16 protein-coding genes are annotated in these 18,329 nt (G+C 51.0%); 5 read left to right on the top strand and 11 right to left on the bottom strand.

The annotated features are described in order from the left end of the window. Positions 1-21 precede the first annotated feature (21 nt). The gene (locus JOD24_RS08485; RefSeq protein ID WP_380163025.1) at positions 22-615 is read left to right on the top strand and encodes an LOG family protein; all 594 of its coding nucleotides are present in this window, start codon (positions 22-24) and stop codon (positions 613-615) included. A gap of 186 nt (positions 616-801) precedes the next feature. Here JOD24_RS08485 and phoU read toward each other — a convergent pair whose 3' ends face one another. The 6 genes from phoU to JOD24_RS08455 form a co-directional block, all read right to left on the bottom strand. Further along, the gene (gene phoU, locus JOD24_RS08480; protein WP_380163024.1) at positions 802-1,458 is read right to left on the bottom strand and encodes a phosphate signaling complex protein PhoU; all 657 of its coding nucleotides are present in this window, start codon (positions 1,456-1,458) and stop codon (positions 802-804) included. An 83-nt stretch (positions 1,459-1,541) separates the two neighbouring features. Next, complete coding sequence (gene pstB, locus JOD24_RS08475; protein ID WP_380163023.1) at positions 1,542-2,300, bottom strand: phosphate ABC transporter ATP-binding protein PstB; 759 nt, start codon at positions 2,298-2,300, stop codon at positions 1,542-1,544. Positions 2,301-2,318: 18 nt separating this feature from the next. Next, entirely contained in the window at positions 2,319-3,086 is a 768-nt protein-coding gene (gene pstB, locus JOD24_RS08470) for a phosphate ABC transporter ATP-binding protein PstB (protein WP_380163095.1), read from the bottom strand. A gap of 62 nt (positions 3,087-3,148) precedes the next feature. Continuing rightward, positions 3,149-4,033, bottom strand: coding sequence for a phosphate ABC transporter permease PstA (pstA, locus tag JOD24_RS08465; RefSeq protein WP_380163022.1), 885 nt, complete (start codon positions 4,031-4,033; stop codon positions 3,149-3,151). After that, positions 4,033-4,983 carry a phosphate ABC transporter permease subunit PstC gene (pstC, locus tag JOD24_RS08460; protein WP_380163021.1) on the bottom strand — a complete coding sequence of 317 codons (951 nt, stop codon included), beginning with the start codon at positions 4,981-4,983 and terminating at the stop codon, positions 4,033-4,035. Before pstC ends, pstA begins: the two co-directional genes overlap by 1 nt. 91 nt (positions 4,984-5,074) lie before the next feature. Further along, positions 5,075-5,974, bottom strand: coding sequence for a phosphate ABC transporter substrate-binding protein PstS family protein (locus tag JOD24_RS08455; RefSeq protein ID WP_429246738.1), 900 nt, complete (start codon positions 5,972-5,974; stop codon positions 5,075-5,077). 837 nt (positions 5,975-6,811) lie between these two features. Here JOD24_RS08455 and bla point away from each other — a divergent pair. The 3 genes from bla to blaI all read left to right on the top strand — a co-directional run bounded on the left by bla (position 6,812) and on the right by blaI (position 10,271). After that, a complete protein-coding gene (bla, locus tag JOD24_RS08450) occupies positions 6,812-7,714 on the top strand; it encodes a class A beta-lactamase (protein WP_429246737.1) in 903 nt (300 codons plus the stop codon). 209 nt (positions 7,715-7,923) lie between these two features. Beyond that, complete coding sequence (locus tag JOD24_RS08445) at positions 7,924-9,711, top strand: BlaR1 family beta-lactam sensor/signal transducer (protein WP_429246736.1); 1,788 nt, start codon at positions 7,924-7,926, stop codon at positions 9,709-9,711. Between the two features lie 149 nt (positions 9,712-9,860). Further along, positions 9,861-10,271: a penicillinase repressor BlaI gene (gene blaI, locus JOD24_RS08440; RefSeq protein ID WP_429246735.1), complete on the top strand. Its 411-nt coding sequence runs from the start codon at positions 9,861-9,863 to the stop codon at positions 10,269-10,271. A gap of 72 nt (positions 10,272-10,343) precedes the next feature. Here the strand turns inward: blaI and pnpS are convergent, their stop codons facing one another. The 5 genes from pnpS to JOD24_RS08415 form a co-directional block, all read right to left on the bottom strand. Then, the gene (gene pnpS / locus JOD24_RS08435) at positions 10,344-12,128 is read right to left on the bottom strand and encodes a two-component system histidine kinase PnpS (protein ID WP_429246734.1); all 1,785 of its coding nucleotides are present in this window, start codon (positions 12,126-12,128) and stop codon (positions 10,344-10,346) included. Continuing rightward, a complete protein-coding gene (locus tag JOD24_RS08430) occupies positions 12,125-12,838 on the bottom strand; it encodes a response regulator (RefSeq protein WP_429246733.1) in 714 nt (237 codons plus the stop codon). The genes pnpS and JOD24_RS08430 overlap by 4 nt, the downstream gene beginning before the upstream one ends. A 211-nt stretch (positions 12,839-13,049) precedes the next feature. Further along, positions 13,050-13,988 carry a malate dehydrogenase gene (mdh, locus tag JOD24_RS08425; protein ID WP_380163014.1) on the bottom strand — a complete coding sequence of 313 codons (939 nt, stop codon included), beginning with the start codon at positions 13,986-13,988 and terminating at the stop codon, positions 13,050-13,052. A 24-nt stretch (positions 13,989-14,012) separates the two neighbouring features. After that, entirely contained in the window at positions 14,013-15,299 is a 1,287-nt protein-coding gene (gene icd, locus JOD24_RS08420) for an NADP-dependent isocitrate dehydrogenase (protein WP_380163013.1), read from the bottom strand. 40 nt (positions 15,300-15,339) lie between these two features. After that, on the bottom strand, positions 15,340-16,452 hold the full coding sequence (locus JOD24_RS08415) for a citrate/2-methylcitrate synthase (protein WP_380163012.1): 1,113 nt from the start codon (positions 16,450-16,452) through the stop codon (positions 15,340-15,342). Between the two features lie 437 nt (positions 16,453-16,889). Here JOD24_RS08415 and ytvI point away from each other — a divergent pair, with 437 nt between their 5' ends. Continuing rightward, positions 16,890-18,047, top strand: coding sequence for a sporulation integral membrane protein YtvI (ytvI, locus tag JOD24_RS08410; protein WP_380163011.1), 1,158 nt, complete (start codon positions 16,890-16,892; stop codon positions 18,045-18,047). Positions 18,048-18,329 lie beyond the last annotated feature (282 nt).

Here is an 18,329-nt window from a genome sequence, read left to right as displayed (position 1 = left end):
TTCTTACAGGAGTGATCATCGATGAAAAACATCTGTGTATTTTGCGGATCCAGTCCCGGCTCCAACCCCGTCTACATTGAGGGGGCCAAACAGTTGGGCATCGCCTTGGCGGAGTCCGACATTACCCTGGTCTACGGGGGAGCCCGTGTCGGTCTGATGGGGGCCGTTGCCGATACGGTTTTGGACCATGGAGGCCAAGCGATTGGCGTCATCCCCAAATCCCTGGTGGATCGGGAAATCGCCCACACCGGCTTGACCCACCTTCACATCGTGGACTCTATGCACGAACGAAAAGCATTGATGGCAGACTTGGCTGACGGATTTATCGCCCTGCCTGGCGGAAGTGGCACGCTGGAAGAGTTCTTCGAGGTCTTCACCTGGGCCCAACTCGGCCACCATCAGAAGCCTTGCGGCCTACTCAATCTGAACGACTACTACACACCCTTGCTCCAATTCATCGACCACACCATCAGAGAAGGATTTATGAAAGAAGATTACCGAGCCATCATCCCTTCCGAATCCAGCCCAGAACCCTTATTGCAACGCTTTGAAAAGTATCAAGCACCGAAGATCGTCAAGTGGGTAGATCCTTCCCCCTCTACCCTGTCTAAATAAATGAAATCGAAGAAGCCCAAAAACCCCGGCACCCTTTAAAGGGTGCCGGGGTTTGGGCGCATCAGATCGCTTGGGTAGCACAGACTCCCTTCCGCCGCCTCAGCCCTAAACTCCTACATCTCCTTGATTCTCAAAAAATTACGGGCAACCCCGATCAGGTTGCCCAGCGGTTCCATACATGAAGATTCAGTTCAAATCCTCCCGTTTTCCCGTCTCGATGTAGACAATGCTTTCGGCGATGTTGGTGGCGTGGTCGGCGATGCGTTCCAGGTAGCGGGCCACAAAGCTGAGGCGAAGGGCGACTTCAGTGCAGTCGGGTTGCTGGATCATATCGCGCAAATGTTCCTTGATGATATCTTCATACATCTGATCCACCTGGTCGTCGGTCTCCGCCATCGCTTGGGCCATTTGTACATTACCGTCGATGTAGCTGTTGATCCCGTCGTGCACCATCCTCTGGGTGATGCGAGCCATCTCTGGGATGTCTTCCAGCTCTTTGAACAGTGTCAGATCGTTTTTGGCCAAATGGAGGGTTACTTCAGCGATGTTGCAGGCGAGATCCGCCATCCGCTCCGTGTCCGAGGCGATCTGGAGGGCAGCGATCAGTTTGCGCAGATCCTTGGCCACCGGCTGCTGAGTGGCGATCAGGGTTGCCACTTTTTCGTCTACCTGATCCTCCAGCCCATCGATGGCCCCATCGTTCTCCAGCACCTCATGGGCCAAGTCCACATCCATCCGGGCCAGGGATTTGACGGACTTGTCGATGGCGATCTCCAGCTTCTCTCCCATGTCGAGGAGGAGGGTTTTCAATTCATGAAGGGATTCATCAAATTGCCTTAACATACCATCTCCCCTTTCCTGCCACCAAATGAACGGAGCAACCTCTTTCCTCCCCATATTCGTCTCAGACCACCATTCTCCATGGTTCAACCGAAGCGGCCGGAGATATAGTCCTCAGTGCGGGGATCTGCGGGGTGGGTGAAAATCTTTTCCGTTCCGTCGTATTCGACGATTTCGCCGTTGAGGAAGAAGGCGGTGCGGCCGGAAACTCGTGCTGCTTGTTGCATATTGTGAGTGACGATGACGATGGTGTACTCCTCCTTCAGCTGCCCGATCAGCTCCTCCAGCCGCTCGGTGGAGATCGGATCCAGGGCAGAGGCCGGCTCATCCATCAGGATAATCTCCGGTTCCACTGCCAGCACTCGAGCCAGCACCAGCCGTTGTTGTTGACCTCCGGAGAGTCCCATCGCCGACTGGTGCAACCGATCCTTCACTTCCTCCCACAGATTGGCTTGGCGAAGGGTGCGTTCCACAATCTCATTCAACCGCTTTCTCTTCTTGATCCCATGGATCTTCGGCCCGTAGGTGAGGTTATCGTAAATGGACAGGGGAAAGGGATTGGGTTGTTGAAACACCATCCCCACCTTTTTGCGCAGTTCCACCACATCCTGGGAGGCCCCATACACCTCGTCTCCGTCGATTTGAATCCTCCCTTCCGTCCGGACCCCAGGGATCAAGTCGTTCATCCGGTTGAGACTCCGGAGAAAGGTGGACTTCCCACACCCTGAAGGACCGATCAGAGCTGTCACCTCCCGTTCCGGGATTTGGAGATGGATCCGGTTGAGCGCCTGATGAGATCCATAAAACAGCTGAAAATCCTGTACATCAATTTTGTCTGCCTTCATGATCACCGACTCCTTTGTTCAGCCGAACCGTCCCGTCAGATAATCTTCCGTCTCCTTTTTCTCTGGACGGGTAAACAATTTTCCCGTCGCATCAAATTCGATCAGATCCCCCATCAGGAAAAAGGCGGTCCGATCTGAAATCCGGGCGGCCTGCTGCATATTGTGGGTGACGATGGCGATGGTGTAGTTCTGTTTCAGTTCGGAAATCAGTTCTTCAATTTTTGCTGTGGAGATGGGGTCCAGGGCGGAAGTCGGCTCGTCTAGCAGAATGATCTCGGGATTCATCGCAATGGTGCGGGCGATGCAGAGTCGTTGCTGCTGTCCGCCAGAGAGATCCCAGGCAGATTTTTTCAGGCGGTCCTTCACTTCCTCCCACAACCCCACTTGCCGCAGGCTCCGTTCCACAATCTCTGATTGTTCCCGTTTGTTGGCTCCGTCCAATTTCGGTCCGTAGGCCACATTGTCAAAGATGGACTTCTGAAAGGGATTGGGCTTTTGGAAAACCATTCCGATCTGTTTGCGTACCTGAACCGCATTAACTTGGGGGTGATTGATATCCACCCCATCCACCCAAATCTTCCCGGTCACCCGTGCGGTGGGAATCGTATCGTTCATTCGATTGAGGCAGCGGAGAAAAGTGGACTTCCCACAGCCGGAAGGACCGATCAGGGCTGTCACTGTCTGCTGATACAGGGGCAGATCAATATTCTTCACTGCAGGGTTGTCTCCGTAGTGAACATGGAGTGCTTCGGTTTGTAGCAGAGTCTTTCCCAGACCGATCTCCATCTCTTCCACGGAAGGGAGTTCTGTTTGCAAGAGAAGCCTATTCACGATCGATCATCTCCATTTCAGCTGGATGTCATTTTCCGGTGGATCCATCGCCCCACCCAGCGGGCAGACAGATTGAAAAGGAGAACGGCAATCACTAACACTGCTGACGCACCCGCCGCCACTTCCCCGGCATCGGGGATGATCCCCTCGGAGTTGATTTTCCAGATGTGCACAGCCAGTGTGGAGGCTGGACGGAAAGGATGAAGAGGAGAGGTGGGTGAGGTGGGATCCCAGTTGCCAAAGTCCAGCGGCGGCGAACTCATACCCGCAGTAAACATCAGGGCCGCCGCCTCGCCAAACACCCGGCCGGCAGCCAGGATCGTCCCCGTCAAGATGCCAGGTAGCGCCGCCGGGAGGATCACTTGGGTGATGGTTTGCCAATGGGTCACCCCCAGGGCGAGGCTGGCCTCTTTCTGTTCCAAAGGCACGGAAGTGATCGCCTGTTCCACCACCCGCACCATCAACGGCAGGTTAAATACCGTCAACGCCAGTGCACCGGCGGCGAGGGAAAAACCCCAGCCGGTGTACTGAACAAAGAGAAGCATCCCGAACAATCCGACCACGATGGAAGGCAAAGAGGACAAGACCTCGATGCTGAGCCGGATGAAACGAGTCCACCGACCAGGCTTAGCATATTCCGCCATGTAGATCCCACCCCCTAAACCGAGGGGAAGGGTAATCAACATCGTGAGGAACAAGAGGTAGAAAGAATTAAACAGTTGGGGAGCAATCCCGCCACCGGCTATCACCGTGGAGGGGGGCGTAGTCAAAAATGAGCCATCGATCACCTGGACACCTCGGACCAAGATCCATCCGAGTAAACCCGCCAACACCCCGATAATGGCAAAGGCAATCAGATAAAAAACGACGGTGGCGATGCGATCGGTCACTTTGGCCTTCATCAGGACTCCCTCCTTCTCGTGATCAGGCGGATGACGACAATGAAGAAAAGCGTCATCAGGAGTAGAATCAACGCCATCGACCACAATGCGTCGTTATAGGCGGAACCTTGAACGGTGTTGCCCATGTGCAGGGTAATCACACTGGTCAGCGTGCTGATCGGATCGAAAAGACCCGTTGGAATCTGGCCTGAGTTGCCGATCACCATCTGAACAGCGAGAGCCTCACCAAAAGCCCGGGCCATCCCCAGCACCACCCCTGTCATCAATCCAGAGAGGGAAGTGCGGAGCAACACCCGACGAATCGTTTGCCAGCGGGTGGCTCCCAAGGCATAGGAAGCTTCCCGAATCTTGCGGGGAACATTTTGTAAGGTGTCCACCGCAATCGAAGTGATCGTGGGCAGGATCATGATCGAAAGCACAATCACCCCTGCCAACAGACTGAAACCCGATCCCCCGTGGATATTGCGGATATAAGGAACTAACAGAGTCAGACCGATAAATCCATACACCACAGAGGGGATGCCGACCAACAATTCAATAACCGGCTGCAACACTTTTCGTCCCCAAGCGGGAGCGATCTCCGTCATGAAGACCGCTGCCCCAATCCCCAGGGGCGCACTGATCAGAGCTGCCAGCACCGTCACCGCGAAGGAACCAGTAATAAAAGGAAGTGCGCCGAATTGTCCCTCAGAGGGAGCCCATTGGTTGGAAAAAAAACTGGACAAGCTCACCCCGTCTTTGATAAAGGTGGAAAGCCCCTTGGAAGTGATGAAAAAGAGGAGTGCCAGCAGGATCCCCATCATCACCGTAGCACTGAACCAGGTGAGAAGGCGTCCCCGCCTCTCGATCCGGAGCTGTTTCCGGGCGGGTTGCCTCAGACGGTCCCCCAAGCTGCCGGGTTTGGAAACGCCCTCCCCATTGATCGGAGGAATCCTTTCTGTGGTTTCCATGATCTCGCCCCTTTCCCGACGGCAATCAGGGGAACGATACACAGGTATCTTCCCCCTGAACTGCCGGTGATTATATGTTTCAAGCGGTCCTTTATTTCTCGGTTACTTTGCCAGAAGCATCCCGTTCTACCTTCATCTGAGTCACTGGGATATATCCCAATTGCGGGATCAAATCGTTTTGGATTTCATCGGACAAGATATAGTCGATGAACGCCTTGGCTAGCTCTTGGTTTTCACTTTCCTTGGGGGTATACATGTGTTGATACGCCCAAACTTTCCATTTGCCGGTGTGGACGTTCTCGTTCTTGGGTTCCACACCCTCCAGCTTCACGGGCTTCACAGAATCATCAAAGTAAGAGAAGGCCAGGTAGCCGATAGCGCCAGGGGTTTCACTGACGATTTTCTTCACTGTGCCGGAGGAGTCTTCCTCAATTCCTCCCTTGGCCCGATGTTCATCCTGCCCATTGAGAGCGAAGGTTTGAAAAGTAGAACGAGTGCCGGAGCTCTCCGGCCGATTGACCAGCACAATCTCCTGATCCTTACCGCCGACTTCCTTCCAGTTCTTCACCTTGCCAGTGAAGATGTCGATCAGCTGTTTTTGGGTCAGATCCTCCACCCCGGTTTTCGGGTTAACGACCGGTCCCATCCCGACGACGAACACTTTATGGTCTTCGATCTTGGCAGCGTCGATGCCATCTTTCTCTTCGGCAAAGACATCGGAGTTTCCAATATCAGCGGAACCATCCACGGCCGAACTCAGCCCGGTACCGCTCCCGCCCCCCTGGACGTTCACTTGGACGCCGGGGTTTTTGGCGGTGAATTGGTTAGCCGCCTCCTCTACCAAAGGTTGCATGGCGGTGGAACCGACAGCGGTCAAGGAACCTTTTAATTGACTCTCCTGATCCGCGCTACCACTGTTGCTTTGACTGCATCCGATAACCCCGAATGCAAGTGCAAAGGCACTGCCAAGAACGATAGATTTCTTGAACATAAGCTGGTACCCCCTAATGAGTGGTCGCTTCATTGCTTTCCTCACCGCTAACTATAAAGATAGACTTTTAGTCTTAAATGAACCCATTGTAAAGGTTTTGTTAAGAGGAGCAGACTGATTGAAAAACAGGCATAAAAAAAGCTGGAGAGGGAAATGGATTTCCCCTTCCAGCCTCACCCCACCTGGCAAGCGTGTTATTGTCCCCATCAGGCCTGTTGATGAACCCTAAAGTGGATGATGGGAACGAAACGATCCTTACATTACCCTATCGTTTATTGCTTGAGGGGACGGGAATGGTGGGACGGCTTCGATCTCGTGCAAAGAACGCATAGCGAGACCCGGGAGCGGAAAGCGACCCTGGCGAGACTTGTGCCCTATGGGTGCAAAGGCGCTTCACCATCCCGACCTTATTTCCTTTCTAAAATATGGTTAATCAACACGCCTGTGTCGCCATATTTCAGGTGGGTCGGTCGTGTTGCCCACATTCCAGTCACCAACGGCAACCATTCAAGAGGATACCCCCTAAAAACGTTGTGAAACAACCCTTCACAGGGAGAGTGGGTTTCACATGGAGTGACTTTGGCTTCTCAGAACTTAGGTTCCGCTATGTGAATTCTCACCCAGACCTGCCCCTATCCTGGTTGGAAAACCGATCTTTAGCCGAAATCCATCCTTTTAGTACGGCACCTACTGATTCGATCTTAGAGATTGACACTTACGGATTACATGTGTAGGATAGTATTACGGATGTAATCTGGTTAAAAAGGAGGAATTTTCCCCATATCGAAAGCACGAATAATTTTTAAAAACCTACCCAAGAAAAGGGGTTCAACTCTCATGAAATCTTGGAAACCGATGATCAGCAAAATGGTTCCTGTATTCCTGTTCACATCTGTAGCGCTGATGGGTTGTGCTGAAAATCAAGCCGCCCAACCCCAACCAGAAAAGCAGGAAACCACAACGAAAGATGCTTTTGCTAAACTGGAGGATCAATTTGATGCCAAACTGGGCGTCTATGCACTGGATACCGGCACTAAACAGACCGTAAGTTATCAAGCGGATCAACGCTTTGCTTATACATCAACTCACAAAGCTTTGGCTGTAGGCGCCTTGTTACAAAAAAAGTCCATCAAAGACCTGGACCAAAAAATCAAATACACCCGTGAGGACCTCGTAAACTACAATCCGATCACAGAGAAGCATGTAGATACCGGAATGACCTTGAAAGAGCTTGCCGATGCTTCCCTTCGATACAGTGACAACACTGCGGGAAATCTCATACTGGAACAGATCGGCGGACCCAGTGGATTTAAAAAAGCGCTCCGCAAGATCGGAGATGATGTGACCCAACCGGCGCGGATCGAACCCGAGCTGAACGATGTAAAACCCGGCGACACTCGGGATACGAGCACACCTAAGGCACTTGTCACCAGCCTCCAGGCTTTCACACTGGGAAATGACGTACTTCCTGTGGAAAAAAGTGAACAGTTAATGGACTGGATGAAGCGAAGCACCACAGGCGATACACTCATTCGTGCTGGTGTACCTAAGGATTGGGAAGTGGCAGATAAAAGTGGGGCCGGACTCTACGGAACGCGAAACGATATCGCCATCATTTGGCCATCGAAAGGCGATCCGATTGTCCTCGCAGTACTTTCCAGCAAGGACCAGAAGGATGCCGAATATGATGATCAACTGATCGAGCAAGCGACTAAAATCGCAATCGATGCCCTAAAGTAAGCTAAAAATCACAAACATCCTCTTGCGCTTTTATGATTTTCAGGCGATTCCCTGTTTTTGTTTGCAAACAGTCTTGTACAGATCTTCCCATGTCTTGAATGACACGGGAGACCGGTGTAAACTCAAGCCAAAAGCCTCTAAAACAGAGGCTTTCTTCATATTCTGATGTACAATCGATCTGTACCCGATTGCATAGAAAGGGTGGAGTGATGGAGATAAGTCACGTCATCATAACTCGCTTGGTAATCGGTTGGATCATCTCTTCTCTAACCATTGCTGTGATCCTACTGATCAAAAAAGTGTTCCAAAAGCAACTATCGGCCAAATGGCAATATCATCTCTGGTTCTTCTTGTTGATTGCACTGTCGTTGCCTTTGCTACCCAGCCATTTATTAAATTTTGGAAATCATCTTCCCTTCTTCGAGAGAAATCAAGGCAATCCATGGGAACTGCCTGCTAACACTACTGGAGATCATGGGGGCCAGAAGGATTGGTCGCAGGATTTTACGATCTCTGTCAACCCTCTCCTACCGGACTTCCTGCATATTGTGATCGCTGGCATATGGATGGCAGGAATCGTAGTGGTGTCTGTCCTGACAGTCAAAGCTTGTCTCAAGATCAGGAAGATTCGCAAGAGTACTTCTAAGATCAAAAATGAAGAGGTTCTACTCTTATTTGAACAGTGTAAGCTGGATTTAAACCTATCGAGAAATATTTATGTAGGGAAATCTCCCCTTGTCAAATCGGCCATGACATTTGGACTTTTTAAGACCTATGTGGTGCTACCGACTCATTTTGAAGACTGGCTGTCCATGAAAGAGCTCAAGTACATTTTTTTGCATGAACTCCATCACTATAAAAACAAAGATATTTTGACGAACGATCTGCTTGCTATTTTTCAAATCTTATACTGGTTCAATCCGCTGGTTTGGATCGCTTTCAGGGAGATGAGATTGGATCGGGAAATAGCCTGTGATCATGCGGTTTTAAATACATTGGTCCCCCAGGATTATGTTGAATATGGAAATACGATGATCCATGTGGCAGACAAAGTATCACAGCCTGAGAATTTCGTTTTGGCCAATCAGCTGAACGGCTCCAAGAAGCAACTCAAAAAACGGATTGAAAAGATCGCAAACTTCACAGCAGAATCCAAGTTGTTAAAACGCAAGAGCTTCGCTATTTTTATGCTGGTGGGGATCTTCGTTGCCAGCCAGATTCCCTTCATTTCCGCGATGGCTAAGGATCATACTCGTTACGATTTTAAAAATGAGCGGACGGTTCACGAGGATTTAAGCAAATACTTTACAGGGCTGGATGGAGGCTTCGTCTTATATGATATGCAGGCGGATCGGTATCATATATACAACGAAAATCACAGCACCCTGAGAGTTTCCCCGGATTCAACTTACAAGATTTTCAGCGCATTGTATGCATTGGAATCCAAGATCATCACACAAGAAAATTCCACCCTGAAATGGAACGGAAAAACGTACCCTTATCAAGCTTGGAACCAGGATCAGGATTTATACACAGCTATGAGTAATTCAGTAAACTGGTACTTTGAGGATTTAGATAAAAAAAGCCAACGAAAGGATCTGCAAGCCTTTCTAAAACAGATCCGCTACGGCAATACCGATTTTTCCGGGGGAAACGGCCAGTATTGGCTGGAATCCTCTTCATTGAAAATATCCCCTGTAGAACAGGTGCAATTGCTCCAAGCTTTTTATACCAACCAATTCGGATTTAGCGAGAAGAATATTCAGACCGTCAAAGATACTATCCGCTTAGAAGAGAAGGCTGGCAAACAGCTTTCTGGGAAAACAGGTACAGGAGCGGTAAATCACAAAAATATCAACGGTTGGTTCATTGGCTATGTAGAGACCGGCGAGAACACTTATTTCTTCGCAACAAATATTCGAGATGACGACCATGCCCAGGGAAGTCGCGCAGCCAAGATCACCTTATCGATTTTGAAGGGGAAGGGCATATATTAGGTCCGACTGGCCCCCGAGCGGAAGAGTGGGACTTGCCTCTTCTTTGTATCTAGGGAGCATAAGTCTCGTCAAGGTCCCTTGCGAGTGTGGCAGGTCCATTCTAAGCTACATCCCGACCGGCTTGGTCCAGGTATGGAAGGAGGACAAAATTGGCTAAAAAAGTACCCAGTATCTCAGAAGCAGAATGGGAAGTTATGAATATACTCTGGGATCAATCCCCACAAACTGCCAGTGAAGTGATCCGCTCCTTGCAGGAGCACTCCGATTGGAAACCTAAAACCATCCGCACTCTATTGGATCGTCTGGTGCAAAAAAATGTGGTGGGAGTCAATCGGGAGCAAAAAGTCTATACTTTTTATCCGCTATACTCACAAAAAGATTGTCAGCACGCCGAGGCAGAATCTTTTCTGAAGCGAATTTATGGTGGCACGTTAAAATCGATGTTGGTTCAGTTTATCCAGGAAGATTCCTTAACTGAAGAGGATATTCAGGAACTGCGTTCCATGCTGAACGAAAAAAAACTCCGTAAAACGGATAAGGGGAAAGAGGACACCGAATGAGTGGCCTCTTTCCCTTCATCCATGGCTACCTCTCCAAAACCCATCGCGAGGCTGGAAGCCGATAAAAATCTTCTAAGCCCCCTGTCCACCCCGATGTAGCTGGTGAGGAAAGGTTAAAGTGATTTCCGTCCCTTTTCCTGCCTGGCTCATCACTTCGATCTCTCCCCGATGGGCTTCCACCAGGTGTTTGACGATCGCCAAGCCCAAGCCGGTTCCCCCGGATTCCCGGGAACGGGCTTTGTCCACCCGATAAAAGCGCTCAAAGATCCGTGGCAGATCCTCCTCAGGGATCCCGATCCCCGTATCTGTCACCTGGATCCACCAGTCGGTTTCCCCTCTTCCCGCTGACAGGGTCACTTCGCCTCCGGCAGGAGTATAAGCCATGGCGTTGGACAACAGGTTGAGCAAAATCTGCTGAAATCGGTCCGGATCCACCGGTACTGGAAATTCCTCTTCCATCTTCACCTGGAATGTAAGTTGCCGCTTCCGCATCTGTTCCTCCACGGTTTTCGCCGTGGAGCGGAACAGTTCGCCAATACCGATCGTCTCAATGTTCAAGGGCATATTGCGGGATTCGATTTTGGACAAATCCAAAAGGTCTGCGATCAGTCTTTCCAAACGGAGACTCTCCGCCTGGATGATCTCCAAAAATTCCTTGCGCATTTCGGGGTCCTCGGCAGCCCCATCCAACAAGGTTTCTGCAAATCCCCGCAAGGAAGTGACCGGGGTTTTCAACTCATGGGAGACATTGGCAACAAATTCGGTCCGCATCTTCTCTAGTCTCCGGATGGCGGTAATCTCGTGAATCACCGCCATCACACCCGTTCCCCCTCTTTCCTCCCAGATGGGAGTCAGACGGATTTCCAGGATGCGCTCTTCGGGAAAATAGAGATGTACCTCATCCTGAACTCTTTCCCCAGATTCCATACATTTCCGAATCAATCGGTGCAGATCATGAAAAAGCGCCCCTTCCGGGAGTGACTTATGTAGCAGTTGCCGTGGTTTCAGGTTGAAGAACCGATGGAAGGCCCGATTCGCCAGTGTGATTTTTTTCTTGGAATCCACCATGATCAGACCGCTGTCCATCGTCTCGATCACTCCAGTCAATCGGCGCTCACTTTTGCGGATCGTCTCCAACTGATACCGCAATCCTGCCGCCATCCGATTGATGGCGGTAGCGAGGCGACCGATCTCATCCCGCTTGGTCACCGGAATCCGGCGATGGTATTTATTGCGGGCGATATCCACGGCCACCTGAGTCATCTCTTCGATGGGCCGGGTGATCTTGCGGGCCAGCCGGGAGCTGATCATCGAAGCCAGCACAATGGAGAACAGCAGCCCTCCCGCAAGTGAGACCCAGACCTGGCTGAGGCGTTGGTCGATCGCCTCTAGATCCATCGACAACCGGACCACCCCCAACACCTCTTCGCCTCCTTTGCTACCGACCACGGGAAGGAACACCTGGAGGTGTTCATCTTCCCGGCTGCTCTGGGCCTTCCCCTTGGAATCTAGGCGGAGGGCACGGGACACTTCTGGATGTTCTTTCATATTCTCGGTTTTCTGGGGCGATCGGGCCGAATCGCCCAGCACCTCCCCCTTTTTATCGATCCATGTCACTTGGGTATCCAGAGAATCAGCGAATCGATCTGCCTGTCGCTGGAGCTCAGCCGGCTCTTCCCATAACTCCTCCTGATTGGCCGCCTCTGCCAGCAACTGTCCTTCCTTTTCGAGACGTTCCTTCAACGAATCGATGGTGGATGCCTTCAGGAGAAGCGCCACAAAAATACCGGTGCCCAGCACCGAAATTCCGATCATGGATAGGAACATGACCGTCAAGCGGTTGTGGAGGGATTTCATGACTCCTTCGGTCCCTCAAATTTATATCCGATCCCACGCACCGTCTTGATATAGATCGGGTTACGCGAATCCTCCTCCACTTTTTCTCGCAGATGACTCACATGAACATCCACAATTCGGGTGTCTCCGATATAGTCATAATCCCAAACCGCATTCAACAACTGATCCCTGGATAATACTTTTCCACGGTGAGAAGCTAGATGGATCAACAACTCAAATTCCTTGGGGGTCAGATCCACGGGATCTCCGTTTTTCCGTACTTCATACCCTTCCGTGTCCATTTCCAGCTCCCCCACTCGCAGGTACTTTCGATCCTCCTGGATTCCCTGTTCCCGCAAGGCTCCCATACGACGGAGGATCGCTTTCACCCGTGCTACCAGTTCCCGGGGGCTGAAAGGTTTGGTCATATAATCATCAGCTCCCAGTTCCAGTCCGAGTACTTTATCAAATTCTTCATTCTTGGCAGTCAACATCAGAATCGGAAGATGGCTATTTTTCTTGCGGATTTCCTTGCAAACTTCCAATCCATCCATTTGGGGAAGCATCAGATCCAGCACGATCAGGTCGAATAATCCTTCTACCACCTTCGCCAAGGCGGAGGGTCCATCGGAAGCCACCTCCACGGCAAACCCTTCCTTTTCTAGGTTGAATTGAACCAATTTCACGATGGAGGGTTCATCGTCAACCACCAGCACTTTTTGTTTGCTCATCATCTAGCCTCCGCTTCATCAATTCTCCCATACTTGGACGATCTGCAAAAAGGAATAAGGGTCTTTAATATTCTCTCTCACTGTCATGGCTCCATTCAAGTCCATCGTACACAATCCGTCACGGGAGTAAAGGGCCGGATGCATAAGGAAAGCACCCGAATTCTTCCATAAGAAAAAGCCCGGGAAAGGAATCCCGGGCTCCTTACAGTATTCAGTTCAATACCTTCATCACTTTCTGCACGGAATCGACGGACTGATCCAGCGCTTGTTTTTCTTCCTCAGTAAGATCCAATTCAATAATTTTCTCCAAGCCATTGGCACCGAGAATCACCGGAACGCCCAGATACAGGTCTTGATAGCCGTATTCGCCCTCCAGATAGGCGATAGCCGGCAGGATGCGCCGTTTGTCCTTGAGAATCGCCTCCGCCATTTGAACGAGGGAGGCGGCCGGAGCATAGTATGCGCTACCGTTGCCGAGAAGACCGACGATCTCACCGCCCCCTTTGCGGGTTCGTTCCACAATGGCCTCCAGCCGATCCTTGGGCAGCCATTTTTCCAGAGGAACGCCACCTGCATAGGAGTAGCGAACCAAGGGAACCATGTCATCCCCGTGTCCGCCCAATACAAAGCCAGTCACATCTTCCACGGAAACGTTCAGTTCCTGAGCGATAAAAGTGCGGAAACGAGCGGTGTCCAGGACGCCGGATTGTCCGATCACCCGGTTTTTCGGAAAACCAGAGGTGCGGTACACTTCATAGGTCATGGCATCCACCGGATTGGTCAACACGAGGATGATGCAGTTCGGCGAATATTTCACCACTTGCTCCGTAACCGAACGCATCACTTTGGCATTGGTATTCACCAAGTCGTCACGGCTCATACCCGGTTTGCGAGCAACCCCGGCGGTAATGATGACCACATCTGAATCCTGGGTTTCAGCATAGTCGGCAGTCCCGGTGATGCGAGCATCCACCCCTTGCACCGGGGTGGATTCCAACATATCCAGTGCTTTTCCTTTGGTCGGCTCCTCCGCATTGGGGATATCCACCAATACTACATCACCAAGTTCTTTCTGGGCCAGCATCAGAGCCGTCGTCGCCCCGGTGAATCCGCTGCCGATGACGGAAATTTTGTTTCTGCGGATGGTCATGACATTTCCTCCGTTTCAGAGTCTTTATAAGTTCTCGATCAGTTGGGTGGCAAATTCCGAACACTTCAGTTCCGTTGCACCCTCCATCAGGCGGGCGAAATCGTAAGTGACGGTTTTCTGGGTGATCGTCTGATCCATGGCACGGTAGATCCGATCTGCTGCTTCCTGCCAACCCATGTGTTCCAACATCAGGACCCCGGAGAGAAGGAGAGACCCGGGATTCACTTTGTCCATGCCGGCATATTTGGGAGCGGTACCGTGAGTCGCTTCAAAGATGGCATGGCCTGATTCAAAGTTGATATTGGCTCCCGGTGCAATCCCGATGCCCCCCACTTGGGCGGCTAGGGCGTCAGAAATGTAATCCCCATTCAGGTTCAGAGTGGCGATCACATCGTATTCTGCTGGACGGGTCAGGATCTGTTGCAAGAAGGCATCCGCAATGGAATCTTTCACAATCAGCTTGCCAGCAGCTTCCGCCTCGGATTGGGCTTGGTTCGCCGCATCCAGACCTTTCTCTTCTTTGATTCGATCATACTGAGACCAGGTGAATACCTTGTCACCGTATTCCCGTTCCGCCAACTCATAGCCCCAGCTTTTGAATGCCCCTTCGGTGAACTTCATGATATTTCCCTTGTGGACGAGGGTGAGACTCTTGCGACCGTGTTCGAGGGCATAGTCGATCGCCGCCCGCACCAAGCGCTCCGTTCCCTCCCGGGAAACCGGCTTAATCCCGATCCCGGAAGTCTCAGGGAAACGAATCTTTTTGACTCCCATCTCTTCGCGGAAGAAACGGATCACTTTTTGTGCTTCTTCAGACTCGGCTTCCCACTCGATCCCGGCATAGATATCCTCAGAGTTTTCCCGGAAGATCACCATGTCCACCTGTTCCGGTTTTTTCACCGGTGACGGTACTCCACTGAAATAACGGACCGGACGCAGGCAGACGAACAGATCCAATTCCTGGCGCAAAGCCACATTGAGGGAACGGATCCCGCCGCCCACCGGCGTGGTCAGAGGACCTTTGATCGCCACAGTATACTCTCGGATGGCCTTTAATGTCTCTTCCGGTAACCACTCACCAAATTGATTGTATGCCTTCTCACCTGCATAAATCTCGAACCATTCGATTTTTCGTTTGGATCCGTAAGATTTTTCTACCGCCGCGTCCAAGACACGTCGGGCCGCCGCCCAGATGTCCGGGCCGGTACCGTCTCCTTCGATAAAAGGGATAATCGGATGATCTGGAACACGAAGTTCCCCGTTTTCGAGAGTAATCTTATCTCCGGTTTGTGGAGCCTCGTACCGTGCCATACAAACACTCCTTTTCCTGCTTTTATGGGTATAGAACCCTTTATCTGTTCTCCAGGGGGATATAAGACTGATGGACCGGTCCCGTATATTCAGCACGAGGACGAATCAGACGATTGTCCGCATACTGCTCCAGCACATGAGCCGTCCAACCGGAAACGCGGCTGATGGCAAAAATCGGAGTGAACAGATTCCGAGGGATGCCTAAATAATGATAAGTGGAAGCGGAATAGAAATCCACGTTGGGTTTCAACCCTTTTTCCCTCACTACCAACTCATCGATCTTTAATGACATCTCGTACCATTTTTTATCACCTGTCAACTCACTCAGTTGCCGGGACATCTCTCGCAGATGTTTGGCCCGGGGATCCCCATCTTTGTATACCCTGTGACCAAAGCCCATAATCTTCTCTTTGTTATCCAATTTGGTCCGGATCGCAGTTTCCACCTGGTCAGGAGACCCGATCTCCTCTAGCATCGCCATCACCCGTTCATTGGCGCCCCCGTGGAGGGGTCCTTTCAAGGTTCCAATGGCCGAAGTGATCGCGGAATACATGTCTGAGAGTGTCGCTGTCGTCACCCGAGCCGCAAAGGTGGAAGCGTTCAGTTCATGGTCGGCATGCAGAATGAGTGCCTTCTCAATCGCCTCCACCGCCGTCGCTTCCGGTTTTTCTCCGTGGAGCATGTACACGAAGTTTTCGGCATAGCCATAGGACGGATCTGGGGCTACTGGTTCCAGACCTTGACCGATCCGGAACAGAGCCGCCACAATCGTCGGCATCTTGGCCGCCAGACGGATCGCTTTCCGCTCGTTAGCTTCCTGACCGTTGTCATTCGCCTCGGGGTCATACATACCGAGAGCGGATACCGCCGTCCGCAGGGCAGCCATCGGATGGGTCTCCTTCGGATATGCTTTCAACTGTTCTAAAACCGTTTCCGGCAAAGCCGCTTCTGCTTTCAATTGTTTGCCCAGGCCAGTCAATTCCTCCTGATTGGGCAGATGTCCCTTCCACAGCAGGAAAATCACTTCTTCGTAATTGGCTTTCTCCGCCAAATCGTCGATGTTGATCCCGCGGTAGGTTAGTACACCGTCCACAATTGAGCTGATTCCGGATGTGAGGGCTACGACACCCTCCAATCCTTTTGCAACCGACATGGCATTTCGCTCCTTTGCTGAAAATGGTGCTTCGGGCACCTCACTAGGCTGAACCCCCCTCGCAGGGCAAGGGATTTCCTACTTTTATCACCACAAAGATAAAACATAGCACTTTTCCCCATGAAAAAACAAAGAACCGCCCGATCTATATGGGCCGACCGGTTCATCTACCCAAATGGTTTTCTGCCTTCGGTGCCCTGATACGCCTCCTTCAGTTTACCATAAAAAAAATACGTTATCATCACAGTCCACCTGCATAAAACATGATAAAGGCCCCACAGACTCCCAAAGGAATCCATCGATCCAACCTGAAACCAGAGTCTCATTTCCCATGTATCTGTTATAATTAGTATTCATTGTAAGCGTGGCTTAGGCCCCTTTCCTAAAGGGTAATATGAATACAATAGAAGGGAAATCGAGCAATGGAGGGGATCGATTTGAACCGCGAAGCGGTGACAGGCATCCTGCTGCGAACATTGTTGGCAATTGCGGCGATGGTCTCCGCATATTACTTATGTGTACTGGTCTTCCCGCTTACATATCCGTTTCTGATCGGTGGGCTGATCGCCATGACTGTGGAACCGGCGGTTCGCTGGCTGGAGAACCGGGCCCGGTTCCCTCGGTGGGCAGGAGTCACCCTGTCCTTGATTATACTGGTGGGCGGGTCCCTCAGTTTGCTGATCTACCTCGTTTCCAGGATTGTGATGGAATTAACAAACTTGGCGGAATATCTTCCCCAGTTTTTCAACCAGATGAATCAGTATTTGTTAGATACCTTCATCCGGGACAACGGTGAACTGATTGAAATGATCCACACCATTCAAAATTATATGGAGAACAACCCCCAGCAAAGTTCGGAAATCCTGACCAGTATTCGGGAAAATCTGAGCTTGGTCGCCAATAAAGGAACTCAGTTCATCACAGATATCCTGGCAGGGATCGGATCCTTTCTAGGAAATCTCCCTTATTATGCGACGGTTCTTATCTTCATTATTCTCGCCGCCTTCTTCATCGGGATCGATTGGCCTCGTCTCAAGGGAAGATTTCTCCCCCTGATCCCTGGACGGGTCAGCCAGACGGGTCACTTGGTGATCCGGGATCTCAAAAAAGCCCTGTTTGGGTTCCTTCGTGCTCAATTGACACTGATCAGCATCACCGGGGTTATCGTCTGGATCGGACTCAGTTTGCTGGGAGTGGAGTATGCCCTCACCCTGGCCTTGATCACCGGTGCTCTCGACCTCCTCCCCTACCTCGGGGTGGGCACCGTGATGGTACCCTGGGTCGCCTATCTGATGCTGACCGGCAACTTTCGCCTCGGTTTGGGCATCGCCGTCTTGTATGTGGTCATCCTGGTCGTTCGCCAAACGCTGGAACCCAAATTGGTCGCCACCAATATAGGTATCAGTCCACTCCTCACACTGGTAGCCCTGTTTATCGGTTTGAAGCTGTTCGGGGTATTCGGCCTGATACTGGGTCCTGTCATCACCGTTCTCCTGCTTGTCCTCTATCGCGTCGGTGTATTCCACGACCTTTGGAACTATATCGTCCATGGTAAATCCAAACTATCCACACCTGGAAGTGAGACCGAACAATAAAAAACAAATGGGAAATGGAACATACATCAGCATGGGGGGAGGTGAAGTCTACTATAAAAACAGACTCGTGATGACACGGCCCCATCTCAGTGAAGCTGTTGATAACAGAAAATAGACATCAGCCTGAATCCTATTAAAGGTAATAACCACGGCTCCGGGTCTTTAATATTTTCAAAACGATAATGTCAATCACCCAGAATAAAAATGAGCATTTGAGGCCAAGAAATAGTGACCCACTGTAATCTTCAAATCTTAACGTAGTAGATAAATAAGTTGCATTTA

This window comes from Kroppenstedtia sanguinis, from assembly GCF_050433445.1.
GTDB classification, from domain to species: Bacteria; Bacillota; Bacilli; order Thermoactinomycetales; family DSM-45169; genus Kroppenstedtia; species Kroppenstedtia sanguinis.
This window is presented reverse-complemented; position numbering and strand designations above follow the sequence as displayed.

Coding starts and splice junctions, on each gene's coding strand:
- JOD24_RS08485 (WP_380163025.1), top strand. CDS start 22: ATGAAAAACATCTGTGTATTTTGCGGATCCAGTCCCGGCTCCAACCCC.
- phoU (WP_380163024.1), bottom strand. CDS start 1,458: ATGTTAAGGCAATTTGATGAATCCCTTCATGAATTGAAAACCCTCCTC.
- pstB (WP_380163023.1), bottom strand. CDS start 2,300: ATGAAGGCAGACAAAATTGATGTACAGGATTTTCAGCTGTTTTATGGA.
- pstB (WP_380163095.1), bottom strand. CDS start 3,086: ATGGAGATCGGTCTGGGAAAGACTCTGCTACAAACCGAAGCACTCCAT.
- pstA (WP_380163022.1), bottom strand. CDS start 4,033: ATGAAGGCCAAAGTGACCGATCGCATCGCCACCGTCGTTTTTTATCTG.
- pstC (WP_380163021.1), bottom strand. CDS start 4,983: ATGGAAACCACAGAAAGGATTCCTCCGATCAATGGGGAGGGCGTTTCC.
- JOD24_RS08455 (WP_429246738.1), bottom strand. CDS start 5,974: ATGTTCAAGAAATCTATCGTTCTTGGCAGTGCCTTTGCACTTGCATTC.
- bla (WP_429246737.1), top strand. CDS start 6,812: ATGAAATCTTGGAAACCGATGATCAGCAAAATGGTTCCTGTATTCCTG.
- JOD24_RS08445 (WP_429246736.1), top strand. CDS start 7,924: ATGGAGATAAGTCACGTCATCATAACTCGCTTGGTAATCGGTTGGATC.
- pnpS (WP_429246734.1), bottom strand. CDS start 12,128: ATGAAATCCCTCCACAACCGCTTGACGGTCATGTTCCTATCCATGATC.
- JOD24_RS08430 (WP_429246733.1), bottom strand. CDS start 12,838: ATGAGCAAACAAAAAGTGCTGGTGGTTGACGATGAACCCTCCATCGTG.
- mdh (WP_380163014.1), bottom strand. CDS start 13,988: ATGACCATCCGCAGAAACAAAATTTCCGTCATCGGCAGCGGATTCACC.
- icd (WP_380163013.1), bottom strand. CDS start 15,299: ATGGCACGGTACGAGGCTCCACAAACCGGAGATAAGATTACTCTCGAA.
- JOD24_RS08415 (WP_380163012.1), bottom strand. CDS start 16,452: ATGTCGGTTGCAAAAGGATTGGAGGGTGTCGTAGCCCTCACATCCGGA.